The 12387-nt window shown below is 66.7% G+C and carries 16 protein-coding genes and 1 pseudogene; 5 read left to right on the top strand and 12 right to left on the bottom strand.

The genetic code is table 11. The features are described 5' to 3' along the window. Positions 1 to 119: 119 nt before the first annotated feature. From surE to U5771_RS21245, 3 genes are all read right to left on the bottom strand, one after another. Positions 120 to 899, bottom strand: coding sequence for a 5'/3'-nucleotidase SurE (gene surE, locus U5771_RS21255; RefSeq protein WP_322025793.1), 780 nt, complete (start codon positions 897 to 899; stop codon positions 120 to 122). 187 nt (positions 900 to 1086) lie between these two features. Next, entirely contained in the window at positions 1087 to 1389 is a 303-nt protein-coding gene (locus U5771_RS21250; RefSeq protein ID WP_415859423.1) for an AzlD family protein, read from the bottom strand. Then, positions 1379 to 2116 (bottom strand): AzlC family ABC transporter permease, encoded by a 738-nt coding sequence (locus U5771_RS21245; RefSeq protein WP_322025792.1) that lies wholly within the window; start codon positions 2114 to 2116, stop codon positions 1379 to 1381. Before U5771_RS21245 ends, U5771_RS21250 begins: the two co-directional genes overlap by 11 nt. 124 nt (positions 2117 to 2240) lie before the next feature. Between U5771_RS21245 and U5771_RS21240 the strand changes: the two genes are divergently transcribed. The 3 genes from U5771_RS21240 to U5771_RS21230 all read left to right on the top strand — a co-directional run bounded on the left by U5771_RS21240 (position 2241) and on the right by U5771_RS21230 (position 4329). Beyond that, entirely contained in the window at positions 2241 to 2699 is a 459-nt protein-coding gene (locus U5771_RS21240) for an Lrp/AsnC family transcriptional regulator (RefSeq protein WP_039322714.1), read from the top strand. Between the two features lie 219 nt (positions 2700 to 2918). Continuing rightward, positions 2919 to 3488 carry a hypothetical protein gene (locus U5771_RS21235; RefSeq protein ID WP_322025791.1) on the top strand — a complete coding sequence of 190 codons (570 nt, stop codon included), beginning with the start codon at positions 2919 to 2921 and terminating at the stop codon, positions 3486 to 3488. A gap of 139 nt (positions 3489 to 3627) precedes the next feature. Continuing rightward, entirely contained in the window at positions 3628 to 4329 is a 702-nt protein-coding gene (locus U5771_RS21230; RefSeq protein ID WP_322025790.1) for a YebB family permuted papain-like enzyme, read from the top strand. A 110-nt stretch (positions 4330 to 4439) separates the two neighbouring features. Here U5771_RS21230 and U5771_RS21225 read toward each other — a convergent pair whose 3' ends face one another. The 6 genes and pseudogenes from U5771_RS21225 to U5771_RS21200 form a co-directional block, all read right to left on the bottom strand. Continuing rightward, positions 4440 to 4625, bottom strand: coding sequence for a hypothetical protein (locus U5771_RS21225; protein ID WP_322025789.1), 186 nt, complete (start codon positions 4623 to 4625; stop codon positions 4440 to 4442). 42 nt (positions 4626 to 4667) lie between these two features. Then, the gene (locus tag U5771_RS21220) at positions 4668 to 5300 is read right to left on the bottom strand and encodes a LysE family translocator (RefSeq protein ID WP_322025788.1); all 633 of its coding nucleotides are present in this window, start codon (positions 5298 to 5300) and stop codon (positions 4668 to 4670) included. A gap of 191 nt (positions 5301 to 5491) precedes the next feature. Next, positions 5492 to 6343, bottom strand: a complete 852-nt coding sequence (locus U5771_RS21215; RefSeq protein WP_322025787.1) for a hypothetical protein — start codon at positions 6341 to 6343, stop codon at positions 5492 to 5494. 124 nt (positions 6344 to 6467) lie between these two features. After that, entirely contained in the window at positions 6468 to 6980 is a 513-nt protein-coding gene (locus U5771_RS21210) for a DUF2199 domain-containing protein (RefSeq protein ID WP_322025786.1), read from the bottom strand. 124 nt (positions 6981 to 7104) lie between these two features. Then, positions 7105 to 7437: a DUF2322 family protein gene (locus U5771_RS21205; RefSeq protein WP_322025785.1), complete on the bottom strand. Its 333-nt coding sequence runs from the start codon at positions 7435 to 7437 to the stop codon at positions 7105 to 7107. Positions 7438 to 7511: 74 nt separating this feature from the next. Further along, positions 7512 to 7769 (bottom strand): annotated as a pseudogene (locus U5771_RS21200) (flavin reductase family protein); the annotation flags it as partial. A gap of 158 nt (positions 7770 to 7927) precedes the next feature. On the opposite strand from U5771_RS21200, the gene U5771_RS21195 reads away from it, so the two are divergent. Together U5771_RS21195 and U5771_RS21190 are read left to right on the top strand one after the other, a co-directional pair. Continuing rightward, positions 7928 to 8254: a thioredoxin family protein gene (locus tag U5771_RS21195; protein WP_322025784.1), complete on the top strand. Its 327-nt coding sequence runs from the start codon at positions 7928 to 7930 to the stop codon at positions 8252 to 8254. A 10-nt stretch (positions 8255 to 8264) separates the two neighbouring features. After that, entirely contained in the window at positions 8265 to 8684 is a 420-nt protein-coding gene (locus tag U5771_RS21190; protein WP_322025783.1) for a secondary thiamine-phosphate synthase enzyme YjbQ, read from the top strand. A gap of 46 nt (positions 8685 to 8730) precedes the next feature. On the opposite strand, the gene atsR is transcribed toward U5771_RS21190, so the two are convergent. Genes atsR through U5771_RS21175 form a run of 3 tightly spaced genes read right to left on the bottom strand, consistent with a single transcriptional unit; the run spans position 8731 to position 11979 of the window. Continuing rightward, positions 8731 to 10542, bottom strand: coding sequence for a hybrid sensor histidine kinase/response regulator AtsR (gene atsR, locus U5771_RS21185; protein WP_322025782.1), 1812 nt, complete (start codon positions 10540 to 10542; stop codon positions 8731 to 8733). 9 nt (positions 10543 to 10551) lie between these two features. Further along, positions 10552 to 11052 carry a molybdopterin-dependent oxidoreductase gene (locus U5771_RS21180; protein ID WP_322025781.1) on the bottom strand — a complete coding sequence of 167 codons (501 nt, stop codon included), beginning with the start codon at positions 11050 to 11052 and terminating at the stop codon, positions 10552 to 10554. 48 nt (positions 11053 to 11100) lie between these two features. Further along, complete coding sequence (locus tag U5771_RS21175) at positions 11101 to 11979, bottom strand: response regulator (RefSeq protein WP_322025780.1); 879 nt, start codon at positions 11977 to 11979, stop codon at positions 11101 to 11103. Between the last annotated feature and the right edge of the window lie 408 nt (positions 11980 to 12387).

The following is a 12387-nucleotide window of genomic DNA, read 5'->3' as shown; positions in this document are numbered from 1 at the left end:
ACATATCCATGACTTTTACACCTCATGATATGCCTCGCCCACGAAATGACGGATAGGTCCGGCGGCGAAGCCGCCGGCCGGTCTCGCCGATCACCGATCACCGATCGCCGGTCATGAGGTCAGCCGAGAGTCGACCGCAGCCGCGCGAGCGCCTGGTCGTGCGTGCGTTCGAACTTCAGCGGCGTGACCGCGATGTAGCCTTCGCCGAGCGCGACCGTTTCCGAATCCGCATCGTCGTCGCGCGGGGCGCGCGCCAGTTTCAGCCAGTGGTATTCGATGTCGCGCGGATCGCGCCCCGACACGATGTCGACGCCCTGCAGCGTGCCGGCGCCCTGGTTCGTCACCTTCAGGCCGCGCACGTCGTCGGCCGGCCGCGGCGGGAAATTCACGTTGAGGCACGCGTCGCTGTCCCAGCCGGCCGCGACGAGCCGGCGAATCACGTCCGGCGCATGCGTGAGCGCCGTATGCCACGGCACCGCGTTGCGGTCGCTGAACGCCTGGCTCAGCGCGATCGCCGGCACGCCGACCAGCATGCTCGTCATCGCGGCGCCGACGGTGCCGGAGAACACCGTTTCGGTGCCGAGGTTCGCGCCGCGATTCACGCCGGACAGCACGAAGTCGGGCCGGGCGTCCTTCATCAGGTGGCTGACCGCGAGCGCGACGCAATCGCCCGGCGTGCCGCGCACGGCGAAGCGGCGCTCGCCCTTGCGATGCACGCGTAGCGGTTCGTGCAGGCTCAGCGAATGCGACGTGCCGCTCTGGTCTTCCGCCGGCGCGACGATCCAGACTTCGCGCGCCAGTTGCGTGGCGACCTGCTCGAGCACTTCAAGGCCGGGGGCGTCGAATCCGTCATCGTTGGCGAGCAGGACGCGGTCGAACAGCGGGCGGGTTTCTTGCATCGGGATGTTCCTCGCAGGTAGGCAATGAGAGGGGAAAGGCGTCGCGGGTACACCCGCAAGGCTAGCATCCCGTCGCGACGCATGTCGTGACATGCGGCCCGCGCCCTGCGCGCGGATGCGAAAACGGGCGCATCGCGCGCCCGTTTGCCGGATCGATGAGCGGCCCGCGCGGCGGGCCGGAACCGCATTACCCGAGCAGATGCCGCAGCAGGCCGGCCGACACGACGCCGACGATGACGGTCGGCAGGATCGACAGGCGCGTCGCCGCGATCAGCGTGACGGCGAGCGCGAGCAGGTCGGCCGGGCGCATCGAGACGAAGGCCGGCGCGATCACCGAGATCAGCACGCAACCGGGCACGTTCTCCATCACCGATGCCATCCGCGGGCTCAGTGTGCGGTTGCGCAGCAGCACGTAGCCGAGCACGCGCGACAGGTAGGTCGTCGATGCCATCAGCACGATGGTCGCGACCGTCGCGAAATCAGGCAGCATCGCGCGGCTCCCACAGCAGCGCGGCGATCAGCCCGGCGCACGCGCCGGCCGCGACGTACCACGCGCCGGGCACCGCCAGGTGCGTGCCGGCCGCGACGACGAGGCTCACGAACCACGGGCGGCTCGCGCGCATGCCCTTCCACATGCCGCGCAGCAGCACCAGAAACACGGCCGTGAACGCCATGTCGAAGCCGTACTGCTCGACGTTGCCGATCGTCGGGCCGACCGCCGCACCGAGCGTCGTCATCGAGATCCAGGTCAGGTACAGCCCGGAACACACGCCCGCGTAATAGGGGACGCTGATGTGCGTGGCCGAGCGCGAGCGCGCGTCGGCGAGCGACATCGCCCAGCTTTCGTCGCACATGAAGAACAGCGCGGCGAACGCGCGGCGGCGCGGCAGGCGCCGGATGTACGGCTCGAACGCCGCACCCATCAGGATGTGGCGCGAATTCACGAGGAACGACATCGCGACGATCAGCGCGATGTGCGGCGGCGACGTCCACAGATGGATCGCCGCGAATTCGGAGCCGCCGCCGAAGTTCAGGCCCGTCATCATCGGGACCTCGAACAGGCTCAGCCCCTTTTGCGCGGCCTGCGCGCCGAGCACCAGCGCGAACGGCACGAAACCCAGCATGACGGGCAGCGCCGCGCGCAATCCGCGACCCATCTCGGCGATATAGGCGGGCTTGTCGCGAAGCCCGGACGACGTTGAAACGCTACTGCTCATTACTCCTCCTTCGGGAGCAGGATTGTCTGCTTTTTTGACTCGAATCGGGTTGCGTTGCGGCCCGATATTCCGGAGAATTTGGCATTGAACGAGTAATTTGCGATTTTTTTGGAATTCGATGCCAATGAAGCTTGACGCTATCGACCGCCGGATCCTGAGCGCGCTGCAGCGCGACGGCCGCATGCAGAATGTGGAGCTCGCGCAGGAAGTCGGGCTGTCGCCGTCGCCGTGCCTGCGGCGCGTGCGGTTGCTCGAGGAAGCGGGCGTGATCGAGAAATACGTGGCGGTGCTGAACCCGGCAAAGGTCGGCAAGGGGCTGACGATCTTCACGCGCGTGTGGCTGAAGGGGCAGGACGCGGAATCCGTGAACCGCTTCGCCGAGGCCGTCCAGCAGATGCCGGAAGTCGTCGAGTGCCACCTGATGGCCGGCGACTGCGATTTCCTGCTGCGTGTGGTGGCCGCCGACATCGACGACTACCGGCGCTTCCAGATGGAATACCTGACGCGCATTCCGGGCGTGCTGAGCGTGAAGACCGACATTCCGATGCAGAAGGTCAAGCTCACGTCGGCGCTGCCGACCTGACGCGGCGCGGGCGCGCGACGACGATGCCGCGAATCGTCACCGGCCGGTGACAATCGGCCGATACACTGGCGGGACCAGCCGCTTTACCGCGCACCGGCCGCGGCACGGTGCGATTTCGATGTGCAAGCAACTAACGGTCGACCGCGAAGCGATCGACGAATGCGCGCGCTGCGCGCGACGTGACCCGCCGGCCGGTGCGTCTTTCTTGTCGAGCCATTCATGCAGCCATTCAACTATCCGTGGAATTCGCTGGAAATCGTCAAGCTCGTGCTCGGCGTGCTGACGCCGTTGTCGGTCGCGTGCCTCGGCTGGCTCGTCGCGCGCCGGCTGAAGCGGCTCGAGCTCGTGCAGTGGACCAACCAGCGGCTGATCGAGAAGCGGCTCACGCTGTACGACACGGTCGCGCCGCAGCTCAATGCGCTGCTGTGCTTCTACACGTGGATCGGCTACTGGAAGGACATCTCGCCGGACGACGTGATCCGCGCGAAGCGCGAACTCGACCGCACGTTTCACATCTACCGCTACCTGTTCGACGACGACGTGTACGACGCGTATCACACGTTCATCCATGCGTTGTTCGAGATGCATACGGGGCCGGGGCGCGACGCGCGAATCCGTTCGCTGATCCAGGCGCCGGACGGCGACCGCAGCGTGCACGGCACGTATGAATGGAAGGCGGCGTGGTCCGAGCGTTTCTCGACCGCGAACGTGACGGACAAGGCCGACGTGGTGCAGCACTACACGCGGCTGATGGAGCGGTTGCGCGTGGCGCTGGGCGCGAATCGCTGACGATGGCGCACGCGTGCTGCGCGCCGGTACCGGAATTCGTTACCTGACGGCGCGGATTGATCCCCTCGCGCACGCAGCGGATGCGCGATGCGGCCGCGGCTGACATGCTCGCGACCATGTCCACTCGCGTGAGGTTTGCATGTTGATCGACCGGGGTTCTCCGCCGCTCACGATGTGCCGGCCGGGTATGCGCCGGCGGCGTCTGTTTGCTGTCGGTACGGCCGATCCGGGCACGATGCCGTTGCCGGCCGAACCCGAGATCGGCGACATCGTATTCATCCGCGTGACGGTGCGGCCGTTTCTCGAGGTCGCACGTGCGACGCGTTCGTGGACGAATCACGTGGGGATCGTCGTCGGCGAGCGCGGCGGCGAGCCGCTCGTCGCGGAAAGCACGTTTCCGCTGTCGCGCGTGACGACGATGTCGCGGTTTCTCGCGCGCTCGGATCGCGGCGCGTGCGTGATCGCGCGATTGAAGCAGCCGCTCGACGCCGCGCAGCGGCGCCGGCTCGTCGACGCGGCCATGCGGCGGATCGGCGTGGTCTACGACACCGGTTTCAATCTCGCGTCGCGTCGGCAGTTCTGCTCGCGTTTCGTGCGCGAAGTGGTGCGCGATGCGACGCGGATCGTGCTCGGCGACGTCGAGACGTTCGATACGCTGCTGCGCCGCAATCCCGATCATCCGCTGGGGTTCTGGAAGATCTGGTATTTCGGCCGGATTCCGTGGCAGCGCCGCACGGTGACGCCGGCGAGTGTGTTCGACAGCGGTGAGTTGCGTGTGGTGGTGGATACGCGTGGGCACATTGAAAACGTGTCCGAACGTGACGATCGGGCGGGAGCCTGACCCGGCTGGGCGAACGCGATCCCGAACCTTGTGTCGCTGGCCCCGTACGCTCCAGGTATGTATCGCGCAGTAGCATATGCCGAGCGACCTGCCGCGACCTCAGTGCAGCGTTATTTTGCGGAGGTCGCCTTTGTTCCCGTGCGTTCGGCGACGACGGCCAGTACGTGGGTGGTCGTTTGCCGCTCACCCAGCATTGCATCGAGTGACGCGAATGCCTCACGGCTCAGTCGATCGTATTCGGCCCGCACGTCGGGGTCGGTCAATGCGCGCTCGCGCAATTCCTTATAGGTCGTCATCTCCAAGTTCCTTGAGCCGCCGTCGTGGCGTCCAGTTTACGATCAATCTCTCCCCGCCACCGCCAGCCGCGCGGCCAACCCCACGAACACGGTGCCGAGCAGGTACTGCGGCAGCTTCGACGGCCGGCGGCGCGCACCGATCCGCTGGCTGAGCCGGCTCGCGGACAGAATCACCGCACCGTTGACGACGAGCCCGATCAAATTGAGCACCGTCGCGAGCACGAGGATCTGCACGGCGATCGAGCCATGCTCGGGGTGCAGGAATTGCGGGAACAGCGCGAGTACGAACAGCGCCATCTTCGGATTCAGCAGGTTCGTCGTCAGCCCTTGGCGGAAGATCGCGGCGGTCGAATGGCGGCGCGGCGACGCGACCGGCGACAGCGCGGTCGCATCTGAACGGAATGTCTTCCAGGCGAGATAGAGCAGATACGCAGCGCCGGCGAATCGCACGGCGTCGTAAGCGAGCGGCACCGCGACAAAGAGCTGCGACAGCCCGAGCGCGGCCGCGAGCGCATGACAGTAGGTGCCGGCCTGAATGCCCGCGAGCGTGGCGAACCCCGCGCGGCTGCCCTGGCTCACGCTGCGCGACGCGATCAGCAGCATGTCGGGGCCGGGTGTGGCGGTCAGCGCGAGACACGCGCCGGAGAACAGCGCGAGCGTGGAGAGGTCGATCATGAGAGTCCCCTTTGCCGCGGTGGCGTGAAAGGGAGGTCAGTTTAGGAGCGCGTGCGGGGCGGGTCAATCGACCGAACGGCCGATGATTCGATGCGCCAGCGGGTTCGCTCCGTTTCCGGCGCGACGACGCACGCATGCCGTGCGATCACGCGCGCATCGAGCGCATGCGCCGACGCGACGCCCCGCGCCGGTCACGGCTTTCGGCAAGCCACCTGATAGTCGATCACGGTATTCGCCGACGGCGTGTCCGGCTCGCCGCCGGCCGTCGTCACGCCGAGTACGCCGGCCGCGCTCCGATAGCGCAGCGCGCAATACCCCATGCCGGTGCCGGAGCACGCTTCGGCTTCGATGATTCCGTGCTTCGCGAGCGTCGCCGCGCCGTCCGCCGGGTCCGGCTTCTCGTGCGGACGCAGCGGCTGCCAGCCGCGCGAGATCAGGATCTTGCGCGCCTTGTCGAGCGGTTTGCCGTACACGTTGGGCACGACCGCACGGCCGTGACAGTACGTGCGTTCGGCGGCGACCGCGGTCAGCCGCAAACCGCCATGCTCTTCGCGCAGTTCGCCGACGGGCGCCGACGGACCATCGCCGCCCCAGAGCAGCAGCGCGCCACTTTCCAGCGGCTCGACCGAGCCGAGCTGCCAGCCGGCCGAGCGTGCCGTATAGCCGAGCGCGACGAGCGTCGTGCCGTCGAAGACGCCGATGTTTGCGTTGCGCGCAAAACAGATCGCGCTCGTCCCCGGCTTGAACCCGCTCGCGAACGTGACGACCGTGTAGCGGCCGAGCGGCGCTTCCGAGGTCACGATCCAGCCGAGCTTCGCGACGTCGCGGCCGGCCGCGGTTGCGGTCTTCGCGCGATATTGCGCACAGAACGCGTCGAGCGTGCCGCTCTCCGGCGAGTGCGGCAGCGCGCCGAGCGGAACGAGGGACGCGCCGGCGATCTCGGAAGCCGTACGCAGCGTCTCGGCGGACGCCGTGCCGCCGAGCGCGACGCACGCGAGTGCCGCGATCGATGCGATGCGGCGGGCAAACGGCTGGACAGTCATGCGACGCACGTGGATGGTCTCCGGGAAAGAACAGGCAGCGGCGATGATCGCGGGTTTCCGCGCAGGTGTCACGATGGCACGGGTGCGTCCGGTCCGGCGGCACGCGGTGCGCGGGACGGCAACGTCAGTGCGCCGATCCGTCCTGATGCAGCACCTTCTCGAACAGCGTCTGCGCGCGTTCGGCGGACATCCCGTTGTGGAAGTCGAGCGACAGCGGATGATCGGTCGTGTCGAGTTCGACGAGCGGACGCTGGCCGTCGAGGCGCGGGTGCGTGTGCGATTTCAGTCCTTTGGGCACCGGATAGCCGGGCAGGCGATTCGCGAGCCAGCTGAAATACGGGCCGCTTGCGTTGCCGGCTTCCTGGTTCTCCAGGTAGTCGTCGAAACTGCGTTCGCTGAGCGAGACCCAGAGTCCCCACAGAAACGGCTCATCGGCACCGATGATCGGCACTTCGAGACACGCCCGCACGAAGAAGTACTGGCGATCGACGACGCACATATCCTCGTCCCGGATTGCGCGCGTCGCGCGTTCCGGTTCGGGAATGCCCAGCAGGAAATCGGGGAGCTTGAACGCGACGCTCGGCTCGCCTTCGTGCCATTCGTCGCATTGCGCGCATTGAAACCGGAATGTGGCCATGCGTGACCTCGTCGGAACGGTGCGGGATGACGGGGAGGGGCGCGCGGTGAAGCGCGCGGCGTGCGCGAAGGGCGCGAGCCGCCGCGGCGCATCCGCCGGCAGCGTACCCGCCCGTCGCCGGAACTCAGCCCTTCGCGACCACGTCGATCCGCAGTGCTTCGCCGCCGTCGACGATCGCCACCAGACGATCGACGTTCGGGTGTGCGCCCGGGCGGTTGCGTGCATCGGCGGTGTGCTCCGCGAACACGGCGAGGCCGTGTTCGGCGGCCTTCACATCGAGTGCGCCGAAGGCCTGCTTCAGGTAGTTGTACACCGCGAGCGAGCCCTGCTTGCCCGGCTGGTTCTCGATGCTGGCGACCACGTCGCCGTTCGCGCCGACGAGATCGATGCGCGCGACGCCGTCGATGGCCGGCAGTTGCGCGAGGTTGTCCTTGAATACTTGGGTCGGTTGAATCACTGAATCACTCCGTCGGTTCGGTCATGGGCCAATCGGGCCGTATCTTATCCGATCGTCACCGGGCCGGCCGTGCGCTATCGCCGGGCAGCGTCCACCGACATGCCCGCTTCGCGCGAGCGGTCGATGTCGGGGCTGCGATATGCGTGCGCCGGAATCTCGGCGAGCCGCGACGCATGCACCGGGTGCGGCGCGAGGCCGTGGAACGTCTGGAAAGACATGATCAGCGGCGACCCTTTGTCCGGATCGATGCGGTCCGGATGACCGTCCACCAGCATATCCGGATGCACGTGCACCCGCTGGATGCACACTTCGAACACGCGGATGCGGCCGCGCGGCGCTCCGATTCCTGCCATGTCGTTCGAGCGGCGCGGCGCACCCAGGGCCGCCGGCATCGCACGTGCTTTTCCGCTACAGTAGGAGATCACCGGCCGCATCTGCCGCCCACGCCGGCACGCGGCGGCCACGTTCCGCCATTGCACACGAGGGCCCGATGGACACTGAGCAACGCTACACCGCCAACGCGCCGACGCGCGCGGAAGTCGACGCACTGGCCGGTGCCACCGTCATCGAATTCGGCGCGAACTGGTGCGGGATCTGCGCGGGCGCGCAGCCTGCGATCGTCGCGTCGTTCTCCGCGCACCCGGCCGTGCGGCACCTGAAGATCGAGGACGGCCCGGGCCGGCCGCTCGGCCGTTCGTTCCGCGTGAAGCTGTGGCCGACGCTGGTATTCCTGCGCGACGGGGTCGAAGTCGCACGCGTCGTGCGTCCCGCCGATGCGAAGCAGATCGAAGCCGACGGCTTCGCCGCATTCGCCTGAGGTCGCCGTCATGCAACAGGCCATCACGCACATCGGCGTCGACACGCGCGGGAGCGGCCTCGTCGAGTTCACGCCGCAGGTGCGCGCATTCGTCGACCAGCAGGCGATCCGCACCGGGCTGCTGACCGTGTTCTGCCGCCATACGTCCGCGTCGCTGCTGATCCAGGAGAACGCGGATCCGTCGGTGCAGCGCGATCTCGAACACTTCTTCGCGACGCTCGCGCCCGAGGACGACACACGCTACGAGCACGATACCGAAGGGCCCGACGACATGCCCGCGCATCTGCGCACGGCGTTGACGCAGGTGCAGCTGTCGATCCCGATCGAGCATGGACGCATGGTGCTCGGCACCTGGCAGGGCATCTACCTGTTCGAGCATCGTCGCGCGGCGCATCGGCGCGACATCGTGCTGCACCTGATCGGCGAGTAAGCGGGGGAAACCAGGCGGGCGAGCGTGTCACGCAGCGCCGCCGCGTTCAGCCGAGCAGCTTCTCGACGAGCGCGCCGAGTTCGCGCAGGTGAACGGGTTTCGGCAGGAATTCGTCGAACACCCGCTGGTTCTCGCGCAGCGCGGCCGATTCATACGCGCTGACGCCGAGAATCGACGGAAACTTTCCGTCGTCGTCGGGCTGCGCGATCATCCGGATGCGGTGCGCGACTTCGAAGCCGCTCAGGTCCGGCAATTCGAGATCGAGCACGACGAGGTCGTAACGCGCGTCGCCGAAACGCGCGACGCCTTCTTGCCCGGTGCCGCACAGATCGGCGTCGAGGCCAAGCGCCGACAGCATCGCGCCGAGCGTTTCGCGCGCGTTGTCGTTGTCGTCGACCACGAGCGCGCGGCGGTTGCGATGCGCGGCGGCGGCCGGCCACGCGGGCGCGTCGCCGGCCGTTTCGCTGGCATCCGGCACCTGGGCCGGCAGCGTCACGACGAACTCGCTGCCTTCGCCGACCGTGCTGCGCACGTCCACGTGGCCGCGCAGCGTCGTCACGATTTCGCGCACGACGGCGAGCCCCATCCCGATTCCGTCCACATGCAGGCCGACCGCGTCGTTCGCGCGGTAGAACGGCTCGAAGATCTTCGGCAGATGCTGCTTCGCGATACCGGCGCCCGTGTCCCGCACGGCGAGCTTCAGCTGCCGGCCGGCCGGCGCGTCGACGAGCGTGATCGATACGTCGATCGATCCGTCGGCGGTGTACTTCACCGAATTCTCGATCAGGTTCGACAGCACCTGACGCAACAGCTTGCGATCGGAGCGGATCGCGAGGTCGCGGGGCTCGACCCGCTGCGCGACCGCGATCCGTTTGGCCGCGATCTTCTCGCGCAGCGGATCGAGTACTTCGGCGAGCAGCGAGGCCATGCCGACCGTTTCGGTTTCGGCGAGTCGCTTGGTCGAGCGCAGCTTGATGTAGTCGGTCAGGTCCTTGACCAGCGCTTCGAGCGACAACGCGGAATTCTGCAATCGCCGGATCGTCTTCAGGTTCGCGTCGGATTGCGGCCGCGCGAGCAGGATCTCGATCGATCCGCAGATCGCCTGCAGCGGCGTGCGCAGTTCATGACTGACCATCCCGAGGAACGCGTTCTTCGCCTCGATCATCTCGAACGCGCGATCGGACGCCTTGCGCTCCGCGTCGAGCGCCGCGTCCTGTCGTTCAAGCAGGTCGTCGCGCGTGCGCATCGTATAGAACAGCAGCAGGAACAGCGCACACAGGATCACGCCGAGGATGATGCCGAGCGACAGGATCGCCCGCTGCTTTTCCTTCAGTTGATGGAACGTGAAGTCGCGTTGCGCCATCTCGATCGCGCGGAAGTAGTTCGCGAGGCCGTTGACCTTCGGCCAGTACATACTGACCTCGTCGATCACGCGCTGCGCGCCGCCCGGTGCGGTGCGCAGCAGCGGCGCCTCCTGCTTCAGGCGTGCCATGAATTCGCCGAGTGCCGCGATCTCGGCGCGTGCGCGCGGGATGCGCAGCCAGTATTCGGACACTTCGGACGGTCGCTGCAGGAACCCGAACGATACCGACAGGCTGTCGAGCTGCATCTGCACGTGGTCGAAGTCGTCGTCCACGTGCGTCGTGTAGAGGATCAGCTGGCGGTCGAAGCGCGTGTAGGCGTTGCGGTATTGCGCGGCGGTCCAGAACACGCCTTCACGCGGTCCTTCGAGCACGCCTTCGTTGACCGACGTCGCGAGCAGGTCCCACAGCAGGAATGCCCACGCGGCGAATCCCAGGATCCACAGCGATCCCAGGACCAGGATGATTTTTCTGTTCTTCCACCGCCCGCGCTTCATGTCTCGCGCTTACTTCACGGTCAGGCCGATGATCTGCCACGCGAACTTGGCTTCGCCGAGCGGCGTCTTCAGCTCGTCGGGATACTGGTCGCGCGGATACATGATCCACAGCGGGCCGTAGTTGTCGTTGCCGAGCACCTTGCCGTTCATCGTGCGCGCGAGGATCACGCCGTACTTGTCGGCATCCGACACGGGGATCGTGAACGTGTATTCGTCGATGCAGCGGAACTCGATCTGCGTGCCGTGCGCGTCGACGGCCTTCAGCACGTCGGACAGGCGCGGGCCGGTGAAGGTCGCCTTCGGCGTCCAGCTCGTCGACGTGACGATCGTGTGCTGCGGCAGCGCCATCAGCGCCTGCTCGGTAAAGACGAACGTCGTCTTGCCGGGCTGGTTGCTGCGGCCGATCTTGCCGTCGACGGTGAACGTAAACGACGCGGCCCAGCTCGCGGCAGCCATGCCGAGCAGGCCGGCCGTGACCAGGCTCTTGATCCAGATGGTCGAAACGCGCATGTCTTTCCTTCGGTCGTGTTCGTGTGATGGTGGGCTTTCGTCGGAGCCTCAGCTCGCGGCGGCGGCAGCGGCGGCCGGCAGCGTGATCTTCAGTTCGCGCGCGACTTCGGCGAACAGGATCGGCAGGCGCACCGGCTTTTCCTCGCAGCGCGCGTTGTAGTGCGACACAATGTGCGCGATCTCGTCCTCGCTCGCCTCGCCGGTGGAGATCTTGCCGGTCAGCAGGAAGATCGGCGCGCCGCCGTTCTCGCTCGACCGGATGCCGCGCACGAGCTCGGCGGCCGTCTGGTCGCCCAGCATCCAGTCGAGGATGTAGCCGTCGAAATCCTCGACTTCCAGCGCCTTGCGGAACGACGCGCCGTCATAGTAAGGGATCGCGTTCACGCCTTTTTCGATGAAGTATTCGCACACGGTTTCGGCGACGTCCTGCGAATCGTCGACCACCGCGATCCGCGCCGCGTACACGGTCGGCTGGCTCGAGCGTAGTTCGATCACGTCGACCGGATGGAGGCGGCCTTCGCGCGCGTGCTGGCGTTCGGTGACGATCCATTCGCCCTGCCACTGCAGCGCGACGAAATCCGTTTCGATCTGGCTGCTGGCCTTCGCCGAGATCGCCGCGCGGCAGCGAAAGCGGCGTGACTCGATCACGAGGGTCGCGTCGATCATCTCGGCGGCAGCCGGCTGCGTGCCCTTGTCGTCGAGCAGGATCGCGGGCGGCACGCCGAAGTGCGTCGCGATGTCCTGCAACTGCGACAGGTTCCACGGGATCAGGCCTTTCATCTTGCGCGTGACCACCGAGAAACTGAGGCCCAGCACGTTCGCGATCGTCGTGTTGTGACTGCGCGGCGGAATGCCGTTGCGCGTCAGCAGATCGCGCACCTTGGTGGCGGTGATGAGATCGACGTTGGCCTGCTCGCTATTGGACATCTCGACGGGGTCTCCTGGGTTTGAGCGACGAAGAGCATATGCAAAAGTGACGCGATACGCAAACTTTGAAATCGCGAATCACCTTGACATGCCACATTTCTCCATTATTATTGCTCACCACGTCACTATTGTTTGCTGCGTCAGGTTTGGAGGCCGGTGTCGACAGCTGTCGGCCCAGCGAAAAGCGGCAGCCAGCGCGTGACTGAACGATTCGAAGAGAGAGCCTGAGAGAGCCTTGGACTGCGTGTCGGCGTGGGTGAATTGTATTCGCCTCGCCGCGCGCAAACCGGGTACGCCCTTGCGGGGGTGGGATAGCGCGAAGCCGTGCGGCGCAAATAAAACGTGGGGAAAGCGCAAATGGTTCGCCGTTTACTCGCACCGGGGCTGCTGTTGCTCCTGGCCGCGTGT

Source organism: Burkholderia sp. BCC1977, from assembly GCF_905339595.1.
In the GTDB taxonomy this organism is placed as follows: domain Bacteria; phylum Pseudomonadota; class Gammaproteobacteria; order Burkholderiales; family Burkholderiaceae; genus Burkholderia.
The sequence above is the reverse complement of the archived record's forward strand: the minus strand, read 5'-3'. Positions and strand labels throughout refer to the sequence as shown.

Coding starts and splice junctions, on each gene's coding strand:
- U5771_RS21250 (WP_415859423.1), bottom strand. CDS start 1,389: ATGCTGCCTGATTTCGCGACGGTCGCGACCATCGTGCTGATGGCATCG.
- atsR (WP_322025782.1), bottom strand. CDS start 10,542: ATGAAGCGCGGGCGGTGGAAGAACAGAAAAATCATCCTGGTCCTGGGA.
- U5771_RS21175 (WP_322025780.1), bottom strand. CDS start 11,979: ATGTCCAATAGCGAGCAGGCCAACGTCGATCTCATCACCGCCACCAAG.
- surE (WP_322025793.1), bottom strand. CDS start 899: ATGCAAGAAACCCGCCCGCTGTTCGACCGCGTCCTGCTCGCCAACGAT.
- U5771_RS21235 (WP_322025791.1), top strand. CDS start 2,919: ATGCAGCCATTCAACTATCCGTGGAATTCGCTGGAAATCGTCAAGCTC.
- U5771_RS21190 (WP_322025783.1), top strand. CDS start 8,265: ATGCAACAGGCCATCACGCACATCGGCGTCGACACGCGCGGGAGCGGC.
- U5771_RS21210 (WP_322025786.1), bottom strand. CDS start 6,980: ATGGCCACATTCCGGTTTCAATGCGCGCAATGCGACGAATGGCACGAA.
- U5771_RS21240 (WP_039322714.1), top strand. CDS start 2,241: ATGAAGCTTGACGCTATCGACCGCCGGATCCTGAGCGCGCTGCAGCGC.
- U5771_RS21195 (WP_322025784.1), top strand. CDS start 7,928: ATGGACACTGAGCAACGCTACACCGCCAACGCGCCGACGCGCGCGGAA.
- U5771_RS21180 (WP_322025781.1), bottom strand. CDS start 11,052: ATGCGCGTTTCGACCATCTGGATCAAGAGCCTGGTCACGGCCGGCCTG.
- U5771_RS21225 (WP_322025789.1), bottom strand. CDS start 4,625: ATGACGACCTATAAGGAATTGCGCGAGCGCGCATTGACCGACCCCGAC.
- U5771_RS21215 (WP_322025787.1), bottom strand. CDS start 6,343: ATGACTGTCCAGCCGTTTGCCCGCCGCATCGCATCGATCGCGGCACTC.
- U5771_RS21220 (WP_322025788.1), bottom strand. CDS start 5,300: ATGATCGACCTCTCCACGCTCGCGCTGTTCTCCGGCGCGTGTCTCGCG.
- U5771_RS21245 (WP_322025792.1), bottom strand. CDS start 2,116: ATGAGCAGTAGCGTTTCAACGTCGTCCGGGCTTCGCGACAAGCCCGCC.
- U5771_RS21230 (WP_322025790.1), top strand. CDS start 3,628: ATGTTGATCGACCGGGGTTCTCCGCCGCTCACGATGTGCCGGCCGGGT.